General features: G+C 47.8%; 21 protein-coding genes. 11 read left to right on the plus strand and 10 right to left on the minus strand.

Going from position 1 to position 25,212, the window contains the following annotated elements:
* Positions 1–1,577, minus strand: a 1,577-nt coding sequence (locus tag NDI45_RS26830) for an SNF2 helicase-associated domain-containing protein (RefSeq protein WP_348249563.1), incomplete at its 3' end; no start/stop codon positions are given.
* Positions 1,578–1,751: 174 nt separating this feature from the next.
* Here NDI45_RS26830 and NDI45_RS26835 point away from each other — a divergent pair.
* The gene (locus NDI45_RS26835; RefSeq protein WP_190792969.1) at positions 1,752–1,967 is read left to right on the plus strand and encodes a hypothetical protein; all 216 of its coding nucleotides are present in this window, start codon (positions 1,752–1,754) and stop codon (positions 1,965–1,967) included.
* Here the strand turns inward: NDI45_RS26835 and NDI45_RS26840 are convergent.
* From NDI45_RS26840 to NDI45_RS26850, 3 genes are all read right to left on the minus strand, one after another.
* Positions 1,933–2,946 (minus strand): transposase, encoded by a 1,014-nt coding sequence (locus tag NDI45_RS26840; protein ID WP_190792968.1) that lies wholly within the window; start codon positions 2,944–2,946, stop codon positions 1,933–1,935. The two genes, NDI45_RS26835 and NDI45_RS26840, sit on opposite strands and share 35 nt — an antisense overlap.
* Before the next feature lie 135 nt (positions 2,947–3,081).
* The gene (gene dinB / locus NDI45_RS26845) at positions 3,082–4,188 is read right to left on the minus strand and encodes a DNA polymerase IV (RefSeq protein ID WP_348249564.1); all 1,107 of its coding nucleotides are present in this window, start codon (positions 4,186–4,188) and stop codon (positions 3,082–3,084) included.
* 13 nt (positions 4,189–4,201) lie between these two features.
* Positions 4,202–4,813, minus strand: coding sequence for a hypothetical protein (locus NDI45_RS26850; RefSeq protein ID WP_190792966.1), 612 nt, complete (start codon positions 4,811–4,813; stop codon positions 4,202–4,204).
* Positions 4,814–5,300: 487 nt separating this feature from the next.
* On the opposite strand from NDI45_RS26850, the gene NDI45_RS26855 reads away from it, so the two are divergent.
* Positions 5,301–5,465, plus strand: a complete 165-nt coding sequence (locus tag NDI45_RS26855) for a hypothetical protein (protein ID WP_190792965.1) — start codon at positions 5,301–5,303, stop codon at positions 5,463–5,465.
* 176 nt (positions 5,466–5,641) lie between these two features.
* Here NDI45_RS26855 and NDI45_RS26860 read toward each other — a convergent pair whose 3' ends face one another.
* Together NDI45_RS26860 and NDI45_RS26865 are read right to left on the minus strand one after the other, a co-directional pair.
* Positions 5,642–7,744, minus strand: coding sequence for a hypothetical protein (locus NDI45_RS26860; protein ID WP_348249565.1), 2,103 nt, complete (start codon positions 7,742–7,744; stop codon positions 5,642–5,644).
* 81 nt (positions 7,745–7,825) lie between these two features.
* Positions 7,826–8,599 (minus strand): ISL3 family transposase, encoded by a 774-nt coding sequence (locus NDI45_RS26865; protein ID WP_190793252.1) that lies wholly within the window; start codon positions 8,597–8,599, stop codon positions 7,826–7,828.
* Between the two features lie 924 nt (positions 8,600–9,523).
* Here NDI45_RS26865 and NDI45_RS26870 point away from each other — a divergent pair.
* From NDI45_RS26870 to NDI45_RS26900, 7 genes are all read left to right on the plus strand, one after another.
* A complete protein-coding gene (locus NDI45_RS26870) occupies positions 9,524–10,252 on the plus strand; it encodes a peptidylprolyl isomerase (protein ID WP_348249566.1) in 729 nt (242 codons plus the stop codon).
* Between the two features lie 108 nt (positions 10,253–10,360).
* Positions 10,361–11,611, plus strand: a complete 1,251-nt coding sequence (locus tag NDI45_RS26875; RefSeq protein WP_348249567.1) for a hypothetical protein — start codon at positions 10,361–10,363, stop codon at positions 11,609–11,611.
* 75 nt (positions 11,612–11,686) lie between these two features.
* On the plus strand, positions 11,687–14,473 hold the full coding sequence (locus NDI45_RS26880) for a hypothetical protein (protein ID WP_190794909.1): 2,787 nt from the start codon (positions 11,687–11,689) through the stop codon (positions 14,471–14,473).
* A gap of 142 nt (positions 14,474–14,615) precedes the next feature.
* A complete protein-coding gene (locus tag NDI45_RS26885) occupies positions 14,616–15,509 on the plus strand; it encodes a radical SAM protein (protein WP_190794908.1) in 894 nt (297 codons plus the stop codon).
* Positions 15,510–15,529: 20 nt separating this feature from the next.
* Positions 15,530–16,303, plus strand: a complete 774-nt coding sequence (locus NDI45_RS26890; RefSeq protein WP_190794907.1) for a glycosyltransferase — start codon at positions 15,530–15,532, stop codon at positions 16,301–16,303.
* Between the two features lie 172 nt (positions 16,304–16,475).
* Positions 16,476–16,796 carry an IS1-like element transposase gene (locus tag NDI45_RS26895; RefSeq protein ID WP_242067627.1) on the plus strand — a complete coding sequence of 107 codons (321 nt, stop codon included), beginning with the start codon at positions 16,476–16,478 and terminating at the stop codon, positions 16,794–16,796.
* 49 nt (positions 16,797–16,845) lie between these two features.
* Entirely contained in the window at positions 16,846–17,223 is a 378-nt protein-coding gene (locus NDI45_RS26900; protein WP_242067628.1) for an IS1 family transposase, read from the plus strand.
* On the opposite strand, the gene NDI45_RS26905 is transcribed toward NDI45_RS26900, so the two are convergent.
* The 4 genes from NDI45_RS26905 to NDI45_RS26920 all read right to left on the minus strand — a co-directional run bounded on the left by NDI45_RS26905 (position 17,104) and on the right by NDI45_RS26920 (position 21,494).
* Positions 17,104–17,802, minus strand: coding sequence for a DUF3854 domain-containing protein (locus tag NDI45_RS26905; protein ID WP_348249568.1), 699 nt, complete (start codon positions 17,800–17,802; stop codon positions 17,104–17,106). The genes NDI45_RS26900 and NDI45_RS26905 overlap by 120 nt on opposite strands.
* Positions 17,799–18,320, minus strand: a complete 522-nt coding sequence (locus NDI45_RS26910; RefSeq protein WP_348249569.1) for a hypothetical protein — start codon at positions 18,318–18,320, stop codon at positions 17,799–17,801. The genes NDI45_RS26905 and NDI45_RS26910 overlap by 4 nt, the downstream gene beginning before the upstream one ends.
* 490 nt (positions 18,321–18,810) lie before the next feature.
* On the minus strand, positions 18,811–19,494 hold the full coding sequence (locus NDI45_RS26915; RefSeq protein ID WP_348249570.1) for a hypothetical protein: 684 nt from the start codon (positions 19,492–19,494) through the stop codon (positions 18,811–18,813).
* Positions 19,495–19,577: 83 nt separating this feature from the next.
* Positions 19,578–21,494 carry a helix-turn-helix transcriptional regulator gene (locus NDI45_RS26920; RefSeq protein ID WP_190794906.1) on the minus strand — a complete coding sequence of 639 codons (1,917 nt, stop codon included), beginning with the start codon at positions 21,492–21,494 and terminating at the stop codon, positions 19,578–19,580.
* A gap of 1,146 nt (positions 21,495–22,640) precedes the next feature.
* Between NDI45_RS26920 and NDI45_RS26925 the strand changes: the two genes are divergently transcribed.
* Together NDI45_RS26925 and NDI45_RS26930 are read left to right on the plus strand one after the other, a co-directional pair.
* Complete coding sequence (locus NDI45_RS26925; RefSeq protein ID WP_190791647.1) at positions 22,641–24,389, plus strand: hypothetical protein; 1,749 nt, start codon at positions 22,641–22,643, stop codon at positions 24,387–24,389.
* A 122-nt stretch (positions 24,390–24,511) separates the two neighbouring features.
* The gene (locus NDI45_RS26930) at positions 24,512–25,165 is read left to right on the plus strand and encodes a Uma2 family endonuclease (RefSeq protein ID WP_190791648.1); all 654 of its coding nucleotides are present in this window, start codon (positions 24,512–24,514) and stop codon (positions 25,163–25,165) included.
* Positions 25,166–25,212 lie beyond the last annotated feature (47 nt).

Here is a 25,212-nt window from a genome sequence, read left to right on the forward strand (position 1 = left end):
ACCAGATTCTCAAACGAGAAGTATTTCTTCTTTTTATCGGCTCCGCTCGATCGCGACTTGCTCTTTGCCTTTAACCGCACCTTTGCCCGCTGTCTGCCCTGAGGTGTCCACCAAGACGGCACTATCACTTTGTAGCCCGCGTTCTCCAGCACCCAGGCTGATTCTTTCAGGAAGGTAAATGCGTCATCCAAGTTGAGCAGAATACCAACAGGCTGATCGGTTTCCAATCCCTTCCACAGGGCTGGATAGATTCGTGCCGCATAGCCTAAATTCATCAGCAGGTGTTGTTCAAAGTCTTCTCCCATCTGCTTTTTTACCTGCTGCTGATGTTTGGGGCGCATCCGCCAGTAGTCGTTTAATGCAACTCGCAGGGATGGATCACTTTTGGGAGCTACCTGCAACTGAAGTTCCCACGGGTCTTCAAGCTTGACCGGGTCTTGCAACTGAAAACACAGATAAAAGGGTTGCTCAGTTTGCGTGCGAACAATGCGATCGCGCCATGCCTGCCATTGCTTGTACTGCTCCAACTTGCCTGCCGATGTCCAGGGCTTTCCTGAAGGGTGCAAACAGTAGTACAGCAAAGAATCTGCGATCGTTTTTTCGTAAGCCTGAGTCGTGGGCGTATGGGTGACAATATCCGACAACAGACACTCAGAAAAGTGCCGCAGGAGCGTTTCGCGATCGTAAAATTGAGGCGTTTCCTGGGGTTCAGTAAATCCAGCAACACAAACCAGGGGCATATAGTCCACGTATTGCTGGATGAGTGATTCGTATTCTTCCCCGATCCATTCCCAGGCGGAGTAAATTTCAAAGGGAACCGGGCTGGCTGGTTCTTCGACAATTTGGGTCGCTACGGCTGTTTTTTTGGCCAGGTTTGCCAACCGGCGAGTCGTTTGAGTTTTGCTTTTGGTCGTAGATTTGCGACCTGTTTGTCGTTTGGGAGTCGGGACAATTTCAGCGGGCACGGCTTTTGCCTGAGACGATCGACTCTTGGTTTTAGCAGCAGGTTTCGGTTGCTGTTCTCGATATTTGAGTGCCGGAATGTATTGATCTTTAAAGATCAGGCGTTTGAGAGCCTGAGTGTAGTGAAACCAGAACAGCAAATCTGACCCTAACTGGATCTCTGCCAGCTGGTGGAGAGCGAGGAAGTGCAGATCGTTGAGCAGGGGGACGACTGAATTGACAGCACTTGCTGTTCGGGTTGAGGCGATTGTGGGGTAGCAGTCTATCTGCCAATATTGCCACTGGAAGGCTTCTGGTAATTCTTCCTCTAAATATCGAGATAGCTCCAATGAAGGGAGTGGCTGATTGTCAACGGTGGGCAATAGAAAGTACTGCGCTGAAATCAAATCCTTCAGGTCTCGCGGGTTACCAAGAGGCTGTACGCCGATCTCCTGCCTTAGCAATAGTGCCAAGTCTTCTGCGACAAGTTGCCTGGGGTGCCTCTGACTCGACTGACAATGCTCGTGCTTCTCGGTCGTTTCAACCCACAGGTAAAATGCACCCGATTGGAAAAAGCCTTCTTCGCTTGCAGACTCATGCGATCGAGGAATCCAGGTTCCGTGAAGGATTTGCATAGCAACTAGCTCTGCATAATAATGCTCACCTTTCAGGGTATCAAGAGATCCCCATTTTCAATATTACAGGCGGGAAAGTTAATCGTTGGATGTCTTTCGTTCAAAACTTCGGACCCACTCGGTAGCTTGAAATTAAATGGCTACACAGTTAAACCAATCACACTCACATTGCTCATGAAGATTCTTCAAGCCACTGCAATTGGCGTACTGGGAATTTTTGCAGCTCTCTCCGCTCAAGCACAAGATGTAAACTCATCACCCTTTGGTGCAGCAGTGTTTGGGCGATGGATTGATGGCAACCAGCTAGAAGAACAAGGCGATTTTAATTCCGCTCAAATTCAGTATCAGACAGGACTTACGCAAAAGTCATTTGAACGGATGGATGCTTGAGTTGCTCCTTGAGATACTCAGAGAGCATCCCGTGCTTAACTTGATAGATAGTTCTACCACTTTCGTAGGCAACCGACTTCAGCCGACTCCAAACCAGTAAAGCACAAGCGATATGGTTGCGCTGAATGCGGGCTTTACGACATTGGCAGGTTTCGACTCCGGTGAGCCGCTTCAACTCACGGTGAAACTCCTCAATCTTCCAGCGCACGTCGCACTCATCTTGTACGGCATCAGTGGAAGCTTGAGACAAGTCGTTGGTGGCGACATAGTCCGTCCTGTGGGTGGACACACTAACCCGGAACAGTTTCACCTTTTTGTCTTTCGGGAAGCCACGAATCTTGATGAGCTTGCCTTGCTGCAACTCCTGAGCACTCCAGAGTAGTTCGTCAACCCGCTGATAATCCTGCGTACCCCCGCTATCATCCACACGCCGATTCGTCTTCAGGGGACAGTAGTAAACCTTCTGGAGCTGGTCAACCTGTGCCATCCCCTTTTGCGTGGCATACCAACTGTCCATCAATACCGTCGCAAAGGGTAGCTGCTTGCTGTAAACGGCTCCATCAAGCATAGCTGCCACATGATCAAGCTTGCTTTGTCCATCCCCCTCTGGGTCGTACAGACGGTAATCCACCACCCAGAACTGACCGGTTTCACCATTGACGTAGACGCAGCTAATCAAGCCGATCCCCCGAATGACACGGTGTTCATTGCCGCTGTATTGTCGCCTCACGAGATCAATCGAAGCTGAGTATCGCTTATCGAGGACTGTATCATCAAATAGAAGATAGGCATTGTCGCTGGGTTGCAGCAGCGTTTTGACATTGTCCCATAACAGACGAGGGGTCAGCTTTTCGCCGCGCAAATAGCGATTGATCCGATCATGGCTGATGTCGTTAAGGTGGTCAGCCAAGTTCGTCATCGTGTAGTTAATCGGACTGCTCAGCAAGTACTGGCAGTAATCCAGTTTGGTGAAGCTCATGCCTCTAGTTTATGTCTGTCTTTGCGTAAGTCCTGAGAGAGTTTAGTCTGCTCAAGGCACTGAGGTGTTTTTGCTGGTTGAGCAGAGGAAGGCTAGTAACTACGGGCATGAAGTAACCTCACGCAGGTAGTTCCGCTAAACGTTCAGGCAAAGTTGAATGTAGTGTTCTTGGGCTTCACCTGCAAGGTTAGAGATTGTCAGTCCTAATAGTCTGACTGCCTTGTGTTCTACATCTGTCGTCTCTAACAGTTCATGTGCAACATCGAGAATCAACGATCCCGCAGGGCTGCAGGCATCGGTGCCCGGTCGATTACCAATCGGTGTAACCAGTGTTCGACTGCGCGTCACTTGTTGGTAGTCAGCATATTTCACTTTTAGCGTTAACGTTCGTCCCACTGCCCTTTGGCTATCCAGGCGCCGTAGGAGAGTTCCTGCAACCTCTTCCAATGCAGTCTCGATCTCAGAACGATTGCTTAAGTCCGGGTCATAGCTATTCTCTGCCCCAATTGACTTACGAATGCGGTTGGGCTGCAGAGGACGATCGTCCTCTGCTCTGGCAATTTTGTAATAGTATTGCCCCACCTTGCCGAAGTGACGCACCAGATCGCTCAAACTCCACTGCTTCAGGTCTGCTCCCGTTTGAATACCGAGCTTGTGCATCTTTGCGGCTGTCACCTGTCCCACGCCGTAGAACTGCTCGATCGGCAATTGCTCTACGAATGCAGCCGCATCCTCAGGCGGAATAATGAATAGACCATTGGGTTTATCCATGCCAGAGGCAACCTTTGCCAAAAACTTATTGATGGAAACCCCCGCAGAAGCCGTCAGCCCCGTCTCCTCATAGATTTCCTGCTTGATTGTCTGAGCAATCCAGGTGGCAGACGGAATGCCAAACTTGTTCTCTGTGACATCCAGATACGCTTCATCCAGGGCAAGTGGTTCTACCCAGTCAGTGTAGCGGGAGAAGATTTCGCGGATCTGAAGGGAGATGCGGCGATACACCTCAAACCGGGGCTTCACAAAGATCAGATGGGGACACTTTTGATGAGCGGTGCGGGAAGGCATCGCCGAATGAATGCCATAGCGTCTTGCCTCATAGCTGGCGGCTGCCACGGCTCCTCGCTTATTGGGGGAACCTCCCACGACGATTGGTTTGCCCCGGTATTTCGGCTCATCTCGTTGCTCGACCGAGGCATAAAACGCATCCATATCGACGTGGATAATCTTCCTGACTGCGGTCATAGCAGCCCTGGTTTCATTGGCTCATTAATTTTCGTCCACGCCCTTTAGCTGTCCGAGTCGTGGTTCGTGGTGCAGGCTTTGCTTTTGCTGCGGTTTTACTCGTTCTACCGCGTCGTTTGGGAGCAGCTTCCGCCTCCGGTTGAGGGTTCGCAGGAACAGTGTCAGGCTCTTCCAGTCCCGGTTGCCCTGAAGCCGCCACTTTGGGTCTACCCCGTCGCTTGGGAGCCAATTCCGGTTGCACAGTTGCGGTTGCGGGTTCTGACGGTTCCGCAGTTGCCTCTAACGGCTCTGCGGTTGCTTCCACGGCTGCCTTTGGTTGACGTCCGCGACGCTTACCTTGACCCGATTGGGATGTTTGGGTTTGCTCGCCTTTACTGAGGGACAGGTAACGTTTGAGCGAAAAAGCAGAGATAGCAATGCCCTGCTCTGCCAGAATGACAGCAATCTCATCGTAGTGATATCCTCGACTCAAAGCAGTGCGAATCGGTTGATATAACTGAGAAACTGCCTCACGCAGAGTATAGGTTTCTCTGGGTTTTTCAGGTAGGGCATCAAACACTGAAGTTAGCTGGGCAATCGAATCAGAAGCAATTTTAGACGCAGCTTGTTGACGAGTACGGGGCATAGGTGAAGGGATTGTTGTTTGAGTTTAGTAATCACTTTTTTGAGATTACCTTTAGCTTACCCGTAAATCCTCACCGTGATTCAGTCTTTAGTTCATTTTTTGCACTGTAATGGTCATCAGAAGTGCTCTACGATCGAATCTCTTGCTCCATCTACCAGGATGAGATGTGCTTACGCCATTATGCTTCGCGATTAATACAGGAAAATAGGTCAAAAGCTGCTTAAGCGATCGGATACTGATCAAGTTTCTACAGTTCTCTACGGCATTCCTCTACTATCATCAGCAATCTTGTTATAGCTAACGGGAACAATGGCTCCCACGATCCGAATGGCTGAGTTTGGCAAATATCAAATTCATTCATCTGAGCGATGAGCACGCATAGCAAACTTGCAAGCGGAATAGCAACGTTCAGCTAAACCCAAAAGGGCTGATACCAATTTAGTTTTAAGTTGCATAGAATAGGGGCAGCGTTGTACGAGTCTGCCCGATGCCTAGACGATTGCAAATCGAGATTGTGGAAAGCGCAGAAACTCTGGAGAAACAACTCAAGCACGCCCGCACCGCTAGCCAAAAGGAACGGTTGCAAATGCTGTGGTGGTTCAAGACCGGGCAGGTGAGCGAACACCAACAACTCCCACGTGATGCGCAATGAGCATACAAGCTCTGAATCCAGACCTGCTTCTTCGAGATTCACAATAGAGATTTGTTGTCTCTTACTGATTCACTTTAGCGCTTCTATCCCCGTTTACTATTGGAAGACGCACAATAATCATTCCTGCTCTAAAAACAGAAATTTATTCGTAAATATTCTGGTTCAAAGCTGTATTTCTACACAGATTGCTCAGTACTCAAGCTTGTCTTCTTCAAATCCTTGATAAATGTCGCTAACGTTGCTGAAATACCGAATAGTCGCACTTTCCAATGTTGTCCCTGAGGAGCTGAAGCATTTCTTGCAAGCCTCTGGCTCCAACTTATACGGCGATGAGCACGTTGGTCACGGCTGAGCAAAAAAGATTTCTGCTGCTCTGCTGGAGAGATCATGCTATCGAATTCAAACTGGTGTTGTCGCAAGTTCCGACTCAGATCACGCCGCAAAAGTACAGCAGGTAAATCTTCCCAAATCACCGGATAAGTGGCTTTGGATCGAGAAACGCTGATGCACCGAGTCGGAGCAGGGGTGCTATTGCAAGGGAGTGCAGGATTATCCAGTAACTTGCGTCGAATCACGGTGATGCGTCGCCCGTTGGTCATCGCCGAACCGTTTGCCACACATCGCTCTCGCAGTGGGCATTGCAGGCAAGTGCGGCGGGCCATGCTGAAGATCAACAACAAATCGCCACGACCATTGCGACGGACTTCTCTGCGGTACATGGAATGTCCAGCAGGACAACGCAGTGACCGTTCGCTCTCAAGGATGAAATCGTTACCAGCAAACTTGCCGTTCGAGCGGGCCCAACTCTCGACGACCTGCATCGGAGCATACTGCTCTGAAGGCGTGTTGTCAAACGGGGGATGGGTTTTGGTCGCTCCTAACGATGTCTGCTGAGGTTGAGGCTCTACAGGTGGTTCAGGTTCAAGACCATCCCCCTCAATCGCAGGTTGCCACAACGTCTGACGCAGGGACTCGGGGTGCTGTTTCCACCCCACCCAGACCCGCCAGTTCCACACCCATTGGGTCAAAATCTGCCAAAATTCTTGCCCTGAGGGGTGCCAACTGCACCAACGGTCGCCGTTACACTCAACGTCTTCATCCCCAAGTGACTTCTCAAAACCGCCTCGCCCCAAGTACAGGCTGACAATATCGACCGCATTGAGCGCGTGAACTGGAATCGATGTCAGCACCAACTCGTAAGCGTAATCTCCCATGCGGATGCCAATCCGGGGCTTCTGGTCTGGTTTCAACGGTGAGCGCATCACCACCCCCCGAATCGGTTGAGTATAGCCAGACCAACTATCGTCGAGAAACCCCAACTCAAAGACTTCACGAGCGACTTTGGTTTCTGGATGCTGCCAAGGTTGAGCAGGAGCTTGGGCTAATTTGGCTTGTACAGTGGGGTAGTTCAAAATTTGGTAGTCTCGTCCGCGCAACAGATAACCAAACTGATGGTGTTGCACGACATTGACAAAGGCTGGCACCCCGTAATACCCATCTAATCGCACAATCACAGCCGCAGGGTTGATGCCATGCTGCTCAATGTACTGCTTAATCACCGCACAAGCGCGGACGAGATCGCTCTGAGCTGTCCCATTGCCCGGGCTACCAAACGTTGCTAACCACTCGCTGGTGTGAGCCTGCTGCAGGGCACTGCGCGTGCGCACAACTTGCCCGCGCTTTCGTCCCAGTAAACCTGGGGCACAAGCTTTACTGCTGCGTCGATGCAAGTCTGGATACTCCTGGGTGATGGGTAAGGAGCGTTGACGGGTTGCCTCATGCGTTCCATCGAGATCAAAGACCCAGTACCGCTCGCCTCGACGATCATAAAGCCCTCCGTTGCAGCTCACCGGTAAGCTTTGCTGAAGGAGATTGTGCTCAAACAACTGGCGCAGGCTCTCCAGTGCACCTTCCTCGACAGCTTCCAAAAAGCGTGACAGCGTGGATGCGACTGGACAGCGAGCACGACCCCATACTGCCATCAGCAGGTGCTTCACTGGAGTGAGCGCTTGGAAGAAACCAGCCAGACTTGCTTCTCCACTGACCGCGTAAGCCAGCAACAACAAGACAAAATCACACACTTCATACTGTCCCATTCGCCCTCGGCTAACCCGCACCTGTTGCTGCAACTGCTCCAATAGCCCAGTCGATCTCCACCACTGTCCCAACAGCAATGCTTCTGGTAGCCAAGTTGGCATCACTGGATTGGGTTGAACAGTAGTGACAAATTCAATTCCTGCTACAGTGGAATCAACACTTTTTTCATTCTGTTCAGACATCGTTCCCACTCCACTTCAGGTAAGGGTACGATGTCATTTTCTCGCCATTCCCTGGACTGAGTCCCCTTCTGCAGCTAGCTTTTAGCTTCTTGACAGCTCATTGCGCATCTCGTGGGATACCTGCTGATGCAGCTGCCGACTCTTTTGATAGGTTTTGAGCCGTTGTTGTCGCTTCTGTTCGGCACGTTGTCGCGCATCTGGTCGTGGAGGCGTAGCTGGGGCAATCATCACGGTTGCGTCATCGGGTGCCTCTGCCAACCGTTGGGCATTGTCCACAGCAGTGAGAACCGCATTATGTCCATTCAGGGCTTGTTCCAGCACTTGGGCGAAGTTCTGCAACAGATGAAAGCGATCTGCGATCTGCATTGCCTGGGGGGCACCTTGATTCATCCCACTGCGATACGTGGCGGAACGGTCACGCGAGAGGGCTTCGATTCCCGGATACTGCTCCAGCCATTGTGCCAACGTATTGGCATCGCGATCTTTGAGCAAGGCAATCGGTCGCTGTCGTTCCAGATCCACCAGAATTGTGCCGTAAGATTGCCGTTTAGCGAAGGCAAAGTCGTCTACCCCCAGTACGGTGGGCGGTCTGATTGCAGGCAGGGGCTCTCTTGCAAACAATGACAGCAGCGTGTTGTCCCGGATGCGATAGCCCAACTGAGTCCCTAACCGCTCTGCCGCTTTTCCACCCAATTCGACTGCAATGGCAATCAGATGCTTTACCAATCGTACTGTGCGTCTTGCCCAGGGCGCAGCCACCTGCGGCAATCGCTCAGTAAAGATACGTCGCTTGCACCCTGGGGTGAGGCAAAAGAATTTGCGAACCTGAAGCTGGAGCCTGAGCGCAAAGCCCACCAGGGAAGGTCTTGTAGGGTGCGGCAGTAGCGGCTATGAACCCGATGACTGGTCTGCTGACATAGGGGACAAAGGGCTTGCCGTTGGATAGAGGTAACGGTCAACTGGAGATCCTGAGTTGCCCGATTCAACTTCCAGCTTTCGAGTTGAAGATGCGTGGGGTCAGGTAAAAGTGGGTGAAAGAAGATTGATTTCTCCTGGTACAGAGGATTTATTCCTATCTTGCCAAAGCTTCACCAAAACATGGGATGAGCCAAAATAATTTGAAACTCGACACTAGCTCCACCCCACTCCAACCTTGTCCCAGTACGGCGATCCCCATCCTACCGACTCCTGTCGATCAACCCGGCGATCCTATTGTCCCTCCGCTGAATCCCTCAATTCCGCTCTACACAATACTTTCAAGCTATTTCGCTCAACCTCGTTGCGCATTTCGCGGGACACAAAACGAAAAATAATTTGAAACTCGACAACACTCGATTCGATTGTTGCTCCATTACCTCAAATTCTGGGATGTGCCCGTTCCTGCTTGACTCATACCCTCATTCTGCAACGCCCGGAATTGCTTCAGGAGCAGGACACGATGCCGCAAGCGTGAGTCTCAGGAGCCGCCATGTTGTTTTGGGTAAGTGAACTTGTATTTTGAAGTTATTTCACTTCAACTTTATGATTACAACGGGTACTATAAACCTCTTTACAATAATTCTATGAACTGACCAAGTGCTTAATGCTGTTCTCACAAATTAGGAATAGTAACTTTATAAATAAAATTAGAAGAAATTAAGTAATTTTCCCATTTAGTCATCTATTAGGCAATGTAAATATATATGAGAGATGACGTTACGACAGAGCTATTTTCAGTCGATAACTCAATCTTTAATATCGGTAACTCAATTCTTAAGATTTTTGACTAGGGCAATTTAGATGAGTAGTCCGATACTTCAGATTGGTGATTTTGCCCTTCCCTTTGAAGAGGTTTTACCTAAGCTTGCAAGCTATCAAATGTTGCCCCAATTGGTGTATGAAATGGTGCTTGATCAAGCGATTGGAATGATTGAATGTACTCCGGAGGAAATTGCAATTGGTTGCCGCCAGTTTGAACAACAAGTCCTCAATTCTGCTTCCTCTGCTCAAGATGATGTGCGAAGTTTCTTAGTTCGTTATTGTATGACCCCTGCTTCTCTGGAAGCAACCGTGATTCGTGCTCTGCGGATTGAGAAGTTTAAAGAACAAACTTGGGGATCGCGAGTAGAATCCTACTTTCTCCAGCAAAAGTTCAAACTCGATCAAGTTGTGTATCGCGTGATGCGAGTATCACATCCGGAGGTTGCTCAAGAACTTTACTTTCGCATTAGCGAGGGAGAGGGGTCTTTTGCTGCTCTTGCCCGTGAGTATTCTGAGGGAGATGAAGCAGAGGCGGTTGGTTTGGCAGGTCCAGTGGAGTTAGGACAGTTACCTTCTGCTGTAGCACAATTCCTCGCATCGGCTGTTCCTCATCAAGTGTTACCGCCCCTTCAGTTGAAACAATGGTTTGTATTGCTACAACTGGAGAAATTTATTCCAGCACAGTTAGATGCTGCCATGCGCCAAAGATTGCTGAATGCGCTATTTAGTACCTGGATACAGAGTCAAATTAGGTCTGCTTTGAATTAAGAGGGGACTGTTTAACAACTGGTTGTCTCTGAATAGTCCCGATTTTTCTGCGCTTTATAATTGACTTTGTTTACTTATGCTAAGAACTGAAAAAGCCAGGATAAGTTTATGTTCAGAAGACGATCGGTTCAGCTCTTTTTTCTATTTATTAGTGTAATAACTATTGTATTTTATGGTGGACACGGGCTATGTAAAAACTTCGCTATCGTTTACCCAAGAACACAAATTTTCCCTACTGATGCACAGCGAGGAATAGAATTTGGTTTCAACGTAGCAGGAGATGGCAATACTCTCATTGCAAGTACCAATCCTAGAATTGGTTTAAGTATAGATGTTGCAGTGTACGTTTATACACGCTCTGAGAATAATCAGTGGTTGCAGCAAGCAAAATTAATACCTCGTGCAGGCAGAGTAAGTGTAGGACTTGGTAATAGTATTGATATTAGTGGAGATACGATTGTTGTTGTTGATCAAAGCCATTCATCTGTCTACGTTTTTGTCCGTAAGGAGAGCAATTGGACTCTACAAGCAGAACTGCCGCCCCCCGAAGACGCAGGAGTAAACTTTGGTCGAGACATAGCAATTGATGGTGACACAATAGTCGTTGGTGATAATGAAGCAGCGCATATCTATGTTAGACAGCCCGGAACAAGAAGCTGGTTGTACCAAACGAAGCTTGTTGCCCCTGCAAATTCTGAAGGTTATTTTGCATTTGGTTCTAGTGTTGATATTAGTGGAGACATAATTGTCGTCGGTATAGGCAAATCCAATGGAGGAATTGCCAGTGTTTTTGTTCGCAACCCTCGCACAAACGCTTGGGAACAGCAAGCTGAGCTAATGCCTCAGAGGATCAAGAAGCAACGGGGTTTTGGTGGGTCAGTTTCAATCGATGCAAACAGAATTGTAATTGGTGATTATAGGGAGCTTCTAGGTTCTGAACCAGTTCCTACAGGAGCAGCTTATGTTTTTGAGCGCAACTCTAACAAGAATACCTGGTTACAAACCGCTAAATTAGTCCCAAAAGGAGCGCGTAAAGGATTTCTAGCACCGTATGGATTTGGCACTAGAACTGTGCTGAAAGGCAATGTTGTTGCTGTTTTGGCAAAAAACTACAGCAGTTTATTTGCAGGCTTGGAAGCCCCAGTATATTTGTTTGAATGTGATAGTAAGGGGCAGTGGACGCAACAAGTCAAAATGTTGCCAAATCGTAGTTTTCCTAATGAAGCTGGATTTGCTTCCGTCGCCGTCTGGAATAACACAATTGCGGCAGGGGAGATTTTCGCAAAGAAGCAAGAAATTATTACAGGAGCAGTTCATATCTTAGACATCCCTAACATGAACTCTCAGTCGCCCAATTAAGCTTCAGTAGTAATTCTTGCGCGATTACTCGTTTGGTTTTTTCATCAGATTCTTAGTGTATTTTCAGGAGTACTTATGATAGATACAGCATTTTTGCAGAGTCTGGTAGTTACTGGTGGCGATGAGCAAAAGCCACCAGCTGGCGTTGATCCGAGTAGCCGCAATGTCTTTGTACAGATCGTTGGTTATTCTGATTTTGATGTTCAACAATTGCGGGATCAGATTCAGGAGAGGCGGCAGGTATGGATTGTCACTCACGGCTGGAATGCTAATTATCAAAATTTTGTAGAATTGGCAGACAGCCTGAGGCAGGCAAATCCAAACGACATTGTTTTAACTATCAATTGGACAGAAGCCTCTGGCTCGGGTTCTGCTTCCGTTGGAAGCATTGCAAATGGACTGGTAGATGGAGGCTACTATGTTGCTGCTAACTGGGTTGGTCCTGTTGCAACAGCAGTTGCGGGCTTATTGAAAGATTGGGGCATCAATCCTGCGGATCTTAATCTCATTGGGCACAGTCTTGGATCATTTCTTGTCGGTGAAATAGCTTGGGAACTCAAGAACGGGCAAGGGTTGGGGGATACGAAAAGCATTACTGTGCTTGATTCAGCGGCTGACTGGTCTTTCCTTCAAAATCGGACTGCTCTTCGATTTGCTGTTCCTGATGAATACAGAGATGAAGGCTACTACTGGTACAGGAGTAATGGAGAGAAGGTCAAACCTGGGGAAGATGATTTTGACTTTAGAGATGTTTCCTCATTCTCAAGGTCGCTTGTAGGACGATCTACTGTGGCTGGAAGTCTAGAATATTCTTCTAAAGTAGATGAAGCTATTCTGGTAGATTTTGGGATACCTGTAGTTGATGTCAACGAACCTTCCCAAAATATTGTTGCTAAAGGTGACGCTCAACATGGGGATGTCTATCGGTTGCTCAATAATTTGATTGATCCACAGAAGCCAGAACTAAAGCTAGCTGACAATGTTTTGAATTTGAATGATTCTGAGCTTGATAGTGACTTTGTTCAAAGTGCTTTTTCAGCCCTAATGTCTCCCTTAGTTGCTTTTGACAGGGTTTTAATTTCGGAATTCTCTACAGGAGGAGGTAGAGAAGAAGTTAAGCCGTTAGGCTTTTACGGGAAACTACAGGATTCATCTAAAACAGCCGACTACAGATTCTACGGAACTGAGGACGTAGATGTCCTACAAGTCGTTGAACTAGTAGGTGGACAACAGTTACAGATTAAGGAGCGATTGACCGACAAATTCAGAGTCATTAATGACATTAATCCAGCAAGCAACTCGACTGAGTATTTCTTGGGCAAAGGAAACGATATTCTTCGTGGTGGTGCTGCTCAAGATTGGATGCATGGGGAGGAAGGCGATGATGTTCTCAATGGAGGCGGAGGCGCAGATTTTCTATATGGTGGTGAAGGAGCGGATCGCTTAAATGGACAAGCAGGTGATGACACTCTTCGAGGCAATCAAGGCAATGACGAACTGCGGGGCGAGTTTGGCGATGATCGGCTTTACGGCGGAAACGATTCCGACAAACTGTATGGTGACGAGGGAAATGATCGACTCAGAGGTGGTGCGGGCAATGATGAACTTTACGGTGGGATAGGTAACGATAACCTGCGTGGTGGAGACGGTGACGATTTGCTAGTTGGGGTCAAAGTTGGCAATAATCTTGTTCCTGGTACGATCCCTCCTGGCTTAGAAGAAAAGGATAGATTGCTTGGTGGTGAAGGGGCTGACACCTTTGCTCTCGGTGATGCTAATCATGTCTATTATCTAGACTCTCCGGGTAGAACCTTTTCGATGGCTGAGGTTTATGACTTTGATCCTTCTGAAGGAGACAAGATTCAGCTTAAAGGCAAAGCATCCGACTATAGCGTGTTTGAAGATGATGAGGGCACATACATTAACCGCAAGCTTGACCTAGACGTTGTATGGCTTCAAGAGGTAGCCCCTGCCTTCAAAAACAAATTAACCTCAGTCAAACAACTCGTCCCTGAGCTTTTGGACTCTCTTCCGCAAACAAATCCAACAATGCGTTTTGGATTACATACCTTTACTGATCGAAAATATACGTTCAGTTATCGCTATCCCATCTATGACGATGTGATAGTCGATTATGTGGAGGGAGGTACAGATATGTATGGTAATCCTTATGAGGGATATCCAATTTACGATTACCAACAAGTTGGAGTAGAGTCTGGTACCTCAACTTGGACGTCTTCGATGTTTGACTCCACATTCTTTCCAAACCTAGAAACAGATTTTGAATTTAGAAAACTTCAGATGGAGTGGCTCGACGTTTACTCCCCTAGTGACTGGTCAGAAGACGGTTATGGGGAAAAAGAGATAGAGGATGGAAAAGGGGCACAACTTGATGCACTGTTTACGATATCTAAAAATGTTGATGCGTTCAAGTTAAGGAACTTCCGAGATGATGCTGCTCGTGTTGTGGTAATCGCTACAAATTCATTATTTCATCAAGCCGGCGATTTGGCTGCGGAAGTTAACGGTATTAGACCAAACGATGGCGACAAGCGGATTGACTCCCAGGGCAGCAAGTGGATTGACTCCGATGAAGATTATGTGTCAATTGCTCAGCTTCGAGAAGCTCTAAGCAGTGCTAGCATTGTGCCCATCTTTGCTGTCGGTGAGGATGTGAAGAGTGCTTACACCGATTTGGTTGCTCAACTTGGGATCGGAGCAGTCGTAGATTTATCTGCGACTCCTGAAAATATGGTTACCGCAATCTCAAATTCCATTGCTCAAACAACTGAAGATACGATTGCTTTTGTCAAAGGTAATTACAACCTGAATCTGAACAGTAGTTACTTTAAGTACGTGTAGTTTAGTGAAATTGGCATTCAGCAAGAAATTGCACTAGAAAGGAATCAAGAATTCACAATTTTCAGTGTTCACTTACTGAAGCGAAGTAAACTAGGACACCCTATTTACTTCGCTCAGCTTCATTCACCTTGTCAGTTGCACTATGCTCAGCGAAACGCTTCCGACCTATTTGTGGTTTGAGCCAACCAATACCTGTAATGCTCAGTGCCCGCTCTGTCCCACCGGAGCAAATCAGCTCTCCCGTGATAAAGCATTCTTGGACTTCCATCTCTACAAACGCATCATTGACGAAGTGCGTCCGAGATTGGTTTATTTCTGGAACTATGGCGAACCCTTCCTACATCCAGACATTTTTGCCATGTTTCGCTACGCTGCAGACCGAGGCGCACAGACTCACGTCAGTACCAACGGGTTTGTGTTTTACAAACTGGAAAATATCCAGAAGCTCATCGACTCTGGGCTGCATACCCTGCTCTTAGCGATCGACGGCATCGATGCTGAAACCTTCAACCGATACCGAGTCGGAGTTGATTTTGACAAAGTGCTGCGTGGACTTGCTTTACTGCTGAAACAACGTCCTGCCCACCTAGAGATCGTCTGGCAATTTATTGTCATGCGGCACAATGAACATCAAATCGAAGAGGCAAGGGCACTCGCCCAGCAGCTTGGCATTAAGTTTGCCCTCAAAGCCGTCAGCCTGGATATGCTGCCCCAGCAAGCTGACCCCGATCCCTATCTCCCCCAAAACTTGCACCTCAGTCGTTATACATGGCAAGGCGATCAATTAGTGCTGAAAGGCGGATTCCATCCCTGCTACTTCGTCAACGCCAGCTTGATGATTAACGCAGACGGAAGTGTAGCTCCTTGCCCCTTTGATGCCCAGGGATGGCTGACGCTTGGCAATGCTCACACTCAGACAATCCGAGAGATCTGGAGCAGTGAATCCATGCAACAGTTGCGCCATCGGCTTCAGCAGTCGCGGCAGACCTTTTCCCCCTGTAAAACCTGCTCTGTTGGCTCCACATTATTTGTGTAATTATTAGCTGCCTTATTACTATGCCCGTTCCCATCTCTGTTGTTCTAACCGTTTACAACCGTGAACACTACCTGCCCGATGCGATCGAAAGCGTTCTCAGTCAAACGCATCAGGATTTTGAGTTCTTAATTTGGGATGATGGGTCAACGGATCGCTCAGTCGAGATTGCCCAGTTTTACGCCGCACAGGACAAACGAATTCGCCTCATTGAGGCTGCCCATCAAGGGTTTACCGCCTCACTCAAAGCTGCGATTGCCCAAACAACGGGAACCTACTTCGGCTGTGTAGACAGTGACGATTTGCTTGCAGTCCAAGCATTAGAAGCGACAGCCGCCGTTCTTGACACTCAGCCGAGTGTTGGCATGGTTTACACCAACTATCTGGAAATTGATGAAAAGAACCAGATTTTAGGGTTAGGGCGGCGTTGTCAGATTCCCTATTCCAAAGAGCGATTGTTGACGAACTTCATGACCTTCCACTTCCGCCTGCTCAGGCGCTCAGTTTTTGAGCAAGTGGGAGGGATTGATTTATCTTTCCCCTGTGCCCAGGACTATGATTTATGCCTGAGATTATCTGAGGTAGCAGACATTTATCACCTGCAACACCCGCTTTATGCCTATCGGCTTCATGCAGGTAGTGTTTCACAACAAAAACGGTATGAGCAAATTACCTGTGCCCAGCGAGCCGTTGAGAACGCATTACAGCGAAGGGATTTGACGGATCGGTATGAACTTGATGTGGAACTGACTTGTCGCCTCAAACTGCGAGAGAAAAAGTTTGTTGCTTCAACTTGAGAACGATCTCTGTGATTGTTGCTGATGAATCATCCTGGAGGTAAAACTGCCGCAATTTTCCTTCAGGTAAAAGGCAGTTTCCTGAGTAATAAAGGTAAGTGCCCTCGTTGGTGATGTTCTAGACCTGTGGAAGGAAGAGAGAATGGAGTTATGTCTACCCCTAAACACTGCTATGGTTCTAGAACCCATTCTTTGTCCTGCTTGTCACAGTTCTAATGTGGTTAAACATGGTAAATCCTCTGAGGGAAAACAACGCTACAAGTGCCGCAATCCTCAATGCTCCCGCAGCACCTTTATCCAGCACTACTCCTACCGGGGCTACTTACCCGAAGTCAAACAACAAATTGCAGACATGGCAGTCAACGGCAGTGGCATCAGAGACACCGCTCGGGTGTTGGGAATTAGCCCCACAACAGTCATTGAAGAATTAAAAAAAGTCTCGTCTCCTGAAGTCAGTGAACCAACCGTTGCTGGAACAGTTGTCCGAACCTGAAACGGTCGAAGTCCTCCTGCAGCGAGCGGATGAGGCAGAGATGGATGAGATGTGGAGCTTTGTGGGCAAGAAAAACCAGCAACGGTGGTTATGGCATGCAATTGATCACGCGAGTGGTAAAGTGCTGGCTTACGTGTTGGCTGACCACACGGATGCAGCATTAAAGTCGTTGATGCAGTTGTTGACGCCTTTTGGCATTGAGCAGTTTTATACGGATGGTTGGGGCGGCTATGCTCGGTTGCTGGATGAAGACCAGCATGAGGTCGGTAAGCATTACACCCAGAAGATTGAACGGAAACATCTAACGTTACGAACTCGGATCAAGCGATTGGCACGCAAGACGATTTGTTTTTCGAAGTCGGAGTGGATGCATGATATTGTCATCGGGCTGTTTATCAACCGCTATGAATTCGGGCTCCCCATTTAGGGGATTCCACAGGTCTAGAACACTACCGTTCACGCCGTACAGGGCGATCGCTACATAGCCCAGGCTGAACAGCGATAGGGCTTTCTTGCCGCCCTCGGTAAAGATAATTTCGATTTCGGGATGCTGTTCGAGCCATTGCCAGAACGATCCAGCTAGGGGAACATCTACCCCATATCGATCAGCAATTTTGCGGCGGATTGAAGTGGGGATGTGGGGTAGAAATGCTCTGGAGCCGTTGCCTTTGCGCGTTTCGTACTTCACGGCCTTGCCGCGATCATCTTTGCGGGGATGGCTCAGCTTTGCTTGCCAGAGTGAGCCATCTTCGTTGAAAAGCAGCGCACCATACAGGGTCTGCTTCACCTGGAAGCCAAAGCGCGTATACCGCCAGTCCAGTGCGTCATGGATCGGCGTGAGCGGGTCGCCTGCGGCATCAAATTCTAGATCCGATCGTACTTGGACTGTCACGGCAAATAGCTCGGCAGCGATGCCGCTGCCCTGGAAAAACTCGCGTTGAATTTGCTGCTGAAACTGCTCGAACGAAAGATTGGCAGAGGCAGAAAGGATCGGGGAAGCAATCATAGTGTTCCTCCCCGAATGCGTTTGCTAACCTGAACGAATTGCCGTTGCTCCTGGCGGGTAAACTGTGCCCAAACTTTTTCCTGAAAGAACGGGGGGAGTTGCGCCAACCGCTGTAGAGCAGCATCAAGCTCAAGCGATCGGAGGTTTGCCATGACCTTCTTAAGCAAATTTGCTTCCCCAATCACGCGAACCGCATTGCCGTAGCAAGCATAAGGTTCTGCGGCAAAAGCACAGGCAACCTCGGTAGCTGTAGTGCTTCTTTCCAGTAGCGTTGCTAGACGCTGATCAACAGCTTGGTAAACTGCGAAGAGTTCAGGTAAGGGAACTACTGAATCGGGAGCAAACCGATCAAGTATTGGTGTTTGAGTATCGGCAATAATTTGAGAGCGGTTAATGCCATTCGTCGTTTGCGCAGAGACTGTTCCTGCTCGACAGGACGATTTTCCCGAAGCGCCAAGAGGTTGCTGTGGTGAGAGTTGAGATACCAGTTCATAAAGTGCTTCGCTGTCTTTTTGCAAAGGAGGAGCTAGGCGATCTGGGTTAGAAAACCTCGCGGAAGAAAACAAGGATTGTTGAAACACAAGATATCAAGACTCCAAAAAGCAGTACATGGAGCCAGACACATTAGTTAGAAACTCAAAAGCAAAGCAAAATTCAATGAAGCAATTTATAAGTTACTAATCGCCCATTGCTGCTACAAACATTAAATTGCATTAAATCTAAGCCCTGCCAGAGTTCCAACATGCTCCGGCAAGGCTCAGAGTAATGAAAAAAGTGACAAACCTTTCATTCTCTGATCCCAAAAACTTTGCATGACAAATTGGGATCTGATATGATGCGAACTAGAAGGACGCACCATATCAGTCCTCTCCCACAACCTGTCTCCCCGCCAAGGTAAGAGGTTGTGATTTAGGAAAATCTCCGGGTCGAAGCTTCTAAGTGTGTCCTACCACCTTTAGGAAGCTCCCCCGGTGTCTTATCAAAAGTAATCGTGGGACGGGAACGCTCTTAGAAAGTCTGGATAGAGAGCGTCAATTTTCCATAGGCTTCTCCTGTTAGTTTGCAGATAGGAGCTTTTCGAGGTTGCTTCTTCAGCACGGGTTGGGTAACGACTTCAACTTGAAACAATTGGTCGATTGTTTTCAATTGAAGGGCTTGAGCGATTTTATCGAGCGAACTTAGAAAAAAAGGCCGCTCAGATACGATCGCCCCCTGCTCCAACGACCTTAATAGTCGGCGGCTCACAATTTGCTGCCGTTGTAGTGCTGTTTTACTTGTGCCTGCGCATTTAACACATTCATCAAGCCGACTAATTATGGTCAAGTGTGGTTGGTTTTCCAGAATTTTTGGAAGTGACCGCCGCGCTTGATCGAAGTCGATGATATCGCTAAGTCGTTTTAGATGAAACGCCCTGCAGATATCGAGCAAGAAGAATGCAGTGACCTCCATACTGCCTTGACATTCCCAAAAGTTTCGGGAATACCAAGTTGTATCTCCAGAGCAATGATAGTCAAGCGAAACATCAAGATGTTGAAGAAACTCCCTCAACGTCTTAATTTCCCAGATCTCAGCTACCTCCCTAACCTTAATCTGCATAGGAATGTACTTCTGACCTGCACCTAAAAGATACCACTTTTCGCTGGGAAGATCATCCCTGTCGCACTCGATATCAAAGTTAATTTGACTAGGCATTCATTTTTAGTCAAATTAAGTTCCGCTTGCCTTCAACTTCTCAGGATTAATCTTAAACGTTACTCGTGGCATTACTAGGAGATCTAGCCAGATAGTCCGTCTAGATCTCCTAGTAATGCCTTGATTTGAATTTGATGCTTGGGCTGGATCGTCCGTTGTCCTTTTAGCCAACGGGTTACCAACGAGCGATCAACCTGTAAAGCGTCAGCTAATTGAGCTTTGTTCATTCCCTTTGCATCCAGTGCTGCCTGAATGACTTCACCCGTTAGGGAAGGCGGTTGGGCAGTCATGCGAGCAGGCTTGTTCACAACTGGCGCGTGTGCTCCAAGTTTCTCCTGAATTTTGATTGAGGGCTTGATAATCACGATCGCTTTCAGCCAAATTGCCAGCCAGCTGCGAGGACGATAGCTAGAATCTACATCATCAGGCAATGCCCAAGCAGGTCTAATGCTTTCCGGGTAAGTCACCGGGTCAAAATTAATCTCCCAGCCTAATTCCTTGAGAGTCAGCAAAGCACTGTCCCACTGGTTGATCAGTTTAACGCGGCGAGTGCGATCGGCTTTGATAGTCTTCAGAAGATCCTTTGGCTCTAGTCGCTCTAGGAGCGTCTGTACTTCGTAGCGTCCATCATCTCGAATGCGGCTCATGATGGTCAGAAAGATTGCGAGCTTTGATGCGAGCCGCTGGCGGTAGGGATTAATTTGCAAAGTACTCTTTGCTAGATAACCATATTGAAAGAGAGCTTCTTTCGCACTGCCATCGCTTGCGTTCAAAAACTTCTCCGTCCAAACGCCAGGGCGAACCTTGATAAACAATTCATCAGGCTCACCTGCTTCATAAGCTGGAGAATTCGGCTGATTCGCATCCATCGTCAGTGACAGTTGACCTGAATAGCCTAACCCTTCTAGATTCCACATCGCACCCCGCTCAACGTTATATCGTTTTGTGCCAATGTTGATATTGCTAACGAGAACAGAAAGGCTACAAACTAGCTCCACTAAATGCCCAATCTTCTTAAGCTTCTGCGCGATTGTAATGTCTGTGCGCTTATCCCAGCCGAAAAGCCGAATTAAATCAGTGCCCCTTAGCCGAATTTGCTCTGCCCAAGGCTCTTCCGAATCGGTCGCATAGGAGGAGAAGATGAGAAAGACATACGCTGCTTCAGGACCAAATTGCTGAATAATCTCCCAGGCAGCCTGGCGGGGAACTAGCTCAATCTCCTGATTAGAAGAGCTCTGACGCACAATCTGGTGCTGAATAAAGCCCTCCCCTACTAGCTTCTTCCAGTATGGATACTCCCCATCCTCCCACTGTGAGTTGATAAGAGCCTGAGCACCTGTGAGGATCGGGTAGCCTGTCGCAACTCGTTCGACTTCAGTATCTTGGAACAAAGGTTCACGAGTCGCTGCATCATCGTGAGATTTGATTCCTAGGAGTTTATCGATCTCAGCAGCTGTATGCCCTGACAAATCCAGATGTCGTAGCCACTGACTTGCGGTGTGAAAGGCACAAGCACTGGTTACTAAAGACTCGCGCCATTCATCGCTGTCGGTCAAATCAGCCCCCGTTTCGAGCGATAACATTCCCACAACCGAGCAATCTGGTGGCATTAATCCTTCCTGTCGCCATTGTTCTAATCGAACCAGAATCCAGGTTGCAGTCTGTTCCCAAAATGCATCTGTCTTTAGCACTGACCGAAACCGCCGTTCTAGGCGCAGCATCGTCTGCTTTTGTAGGGCACCCAGTTTTTCAGTTTCGTCATACAAATTAATAAAATTTGCATTGTTCTTTCGAAGGGACTGTGCCAAATGCAATCTAAATTGATTAATCCCGGTTGCTACGTGAACCAGCACAAGGTTTAGAAATGATTTACCTGTCTTTAACTTCGCAGCATAATTCTGCACTCGCTGCTGATCAGGTGCAACTGTTCCCAGTTTGGCGGTGAGTGGCTGAGCTAGGCTCGAAACTGGGTTGAGAGTAAGTTCATTTGGCGGGGTCATAGATGCCCTAAAAAGCTTATCTACTTTGGCAAAGTGTACCTCTGAAGATGAAGAATTAAAATTTTGTTGCCCGACGTTGGCAACAAAATCAAGATCAATTCCAAGGTAAATAGTGACATCAGAAGCCATCTTCTTCTCAGATGGGGAGATTCAGCGATCGTCACTGCTATTGCCAATTGACATATTTAACTAGAATAGTGCAACTTTGCTTCTAGAATCGAATAACATAGCCAGCCTGCATAAGCAGGAATTTAAGACGTGTTGTAATGACACAAGTTTGGAACGTCCTGTTATCAACAGTTTCCAATACACCGGGTACGCATACCAAAGTTGGCTAATACCAGAATGAGTTTAAGAAATTTTACAATTGACAGAATTGACATTGATTCTAGAATTTAGGAACAATGCTTCTGCATTACCCCCTAGGGCTTGTCCTGTTAGGTGAGAAACCGTGGAAAACTGCTCTGGGCTTGCTCCGCAACGATAGAGGCATGTTAAGACTGCACTTGGTAACTCTACTCCTAAGTGACTTTAACCTCTGGCAGAAGTTATAGTGTATTGACAAAATTGACAAGGCAACTAGATTCAGGCAACAAAATTCAAATACAGGGACAATTGACAAATTGACAGTCGGCTCTAGAATCCAGCAACATGTGCTAAGCTTCCGAGAATTGACAAGTGTTGACAGGTTTTCTAGTATCTAGAAACATATTCTTCCTGCTGAGCAGCGCTGAGTTACTGCTGTTTCTGCATACATTGACAAGATTGCCAGGTTATCTAGGATTACAGAACAAAGTGGCTAAGAAACTTCGCAGCGCTCTAGAATGGTGCTACGAAAAAAATTACGATTGAATTCTTATCTCTAGAGTTTAGTAACAAAGCGATTGTAGAAATCCTTATAATTCAATCGTTTTCGTCACTGTTGCCAAATCTAAGAGTTATTTTTTCTAACTTCAATTGACTTAACTGCAGATGTAAAAACAGGTTGTTTAATGATCGGAAGCGTTTACTGGAAGCTAAAACCAGAGAAACGTCAGCTAACAACCAGCATTCCCTTCAAATTTTCTGATGGGACTAGTTCTGTTGTGTAACTAGGCAATTCAAGAGAACAGAAGTAGCAATGAGCTGGAACAGTAGGAAGCCAGCATGAAAGCAACTACCAGAATTTGTTTTGAAAGTGTTCGTGAGTGGGATGATGCGTTTCTCATGCTCTTTCCACATCGGTTTGACTATATTTGGGCAGAGCATTCAGAGCCAGGTGTAAAGCCTCAGTGGAAGACGGAGAGCCGACATCCCTTGAGCGATCGCCTGATTCGCCAAGGGGCATATTTGTACGGCGTGCGATTTGGTGCAGAGACTCAGTATGCTCTGGTTGATATTGATGTGACCAGTCTTTATCATCCCAGCCAAGATCCGCTTGCTGTTTCTCGGATTGTTGCTGCCTTAGAACCGCTTGGACTGGTTAGCTATCTAGCCTGCACCTCCAGTTACAGCGGAGGGCTTCACCTTTACTTTCCGTTCCAGCAATCTCAGAGTTCCTGGCAGCTCGCGATTGTTCTAGCTTGCCTTTTAGAAAATGCCGGGTTCAAGCTTCAGCCTGGACAGCTTGAAATTTTTCCAAATCCTCGTCCTTTTACAATTGACGAGAGCTACAGCCTCTTTAATGCTCACCGTCTTCCGCTACAGACTGGATCTTATCTTTTGAATGCCGAGTGGCAACCTGTTTGGAGCAATTCACAAACCTTTGTTCAGCAATGGCAGTTTGTCCAGCAGCGAAATGATTTGGATAGCAGCACACTTAAGCGAGTGCTGAAGCAGGCAAGGCGGCGGCAATATGGAATTTCTGGGAAAGCAGAGAAGTTTATTAATGACCTGAATACTGAAATTGAACGGGGCTGGACTGGAGCAGGACAAACAAATCGACTGCTGGGGCGTATTACCATGCGCTCCTACATCTTTTATCATGTTCTATCCGGTGGGAAACCACTGGAAGGGCAAGCACTGATCGACCAAATTGTAGCGGTAGCGCGATCGCTGCCTGGATACGAAGAATGGTGTCAGCATCAGCATGAAATTGAACATCGAGCAGAGGAATGGGCACGCTGTATTGAAAATAGCCACTACTTTCATTTTGGTTCTCAAATTTCTAAGCTCAAACTAGAACCTCAAGATCCAGAGTTGGTAAGTGCAATCGAGCAGTTGCCTTCCTGGAACGAACGGCAGTCCGTAGCAACAAGAGATCGGATCAAACGAGCGATTGTGGATTTACTGGAGAAGGGGAGTTTACCTGCTCGACCCACAGCGCGTTTTCAGGCACTCCTTGAATATGGCATTGGGGGGGGGTCACTCTATCGTCATCGCGATCTCTGGCATCCCAATTATTTTGGACTGGAATCTGCTCAGGAGGAAGGTACTTCTCATCTACCTGTGGAAAACCCCCCGTACCCCCCTCCCTTCAGTAAGAACCACCAGTTAGATTGCGCTGAGAACGCATCTAACTGGCTCAGTTCTCCAAGCTTATTATCCAATGGTGACGGTAATAATAGGCAGGACAAGCCTTCTAGCGATCGTTCCGGTTCTCAAGAGCGATCGGTTGGTGGTAATGCTCCTGCTCCTTCAAATTCGGTTGGGGTGGATTACATTCAGCAAGTTCTATTTCAGGTGCAGGCACAGCAGGAGGCGTATCAGCAGGCAAGGCGATCGGCTCAATGGCAGCGACAGCGCATTCGCTCTGAAGCTCAGCAGAAGCAGCAAATTAATCAGATGCAGCAATATCTTGCATCAGGTGATCCAATTTTGGTGGCAGAGGCAAGGGCGTGGGCAGAGATCAATCCAGGAGTGCTGAACATGGAGCAACTGCAACTGCCGCTCATTCAGATGCCTGGTTCCCAATAGTGTGCGAAATTGCTGTGTTCCTTGGCTGCAATTCTCTCGTTACAATGTAGGGGAATGGGCTGAAAATTCAGGATCAAAGATCGGGCATCCCAGTAATCCGGGGTAAAACAAAAGGAGACGGCATGACCGCAGCAGTTCAGATTCCACCCCTCACTTTTGATCAGTTCCTCGACTACAACGATGGAACGGAGACCCTGTACGAATTGATTGATGGTTGTCCCCTTGCCATGCCCGAACCTTCGCGCCAGCATCAAAGCATTACTCGTTACCTTGACCGCATGTTCAGTGACGAGATTGTGAAGCTGGGGCGATTACCCCTTGGGGGAACTGCGAAGCAACCGTGGGAAACTGTTAGAAACACGGCAATTCGAGTTCCAGGACGATATCTTGCCGATGGCAGAAGACCGGATCTCGCGATCGTCAATCTGCCTCAGAGCGAAGTAGAGCAGCAGGAAAAAGGGATTAAGACCACCCCTCATATGGTGATTGAGATTGCCTCAAGTAACTGGAAAGATGACTTAAGAGACAGGATTTTCGCTTATCTGCATTTGCAAGTGCCGGAATATTGGATTGTAGATTATGCAGGGCAAATTCCGGAGAAATACTGTGAGCGCGGAAGAGGTGTTAAAACGATCGTCCACACCCTTCGTACCGTGGGACGGTACGGATACGACAAGCAGGAGTTTATTGGGGATGAAGTCATTCCTTGCCAGACTTTTGAGGATTTACAACTCACCACCCAGCAAATTCTTCAGCTTGGGAAAACGAGTTTGTAGCCAGATGAGCGAAACTCTTCCGCTTGTATCTACTCCAGGTGTAACGT

Origin of the sequence: Leptolyngbya sp. GB1-A1 (genome assembly GCF_039962475.1) — a bacterium.
GTDB lineage: Bacteria > Cyanobacteriota > Cyanobacteriia > Elainellales > Elainellaceae > Leptolyngbya_A.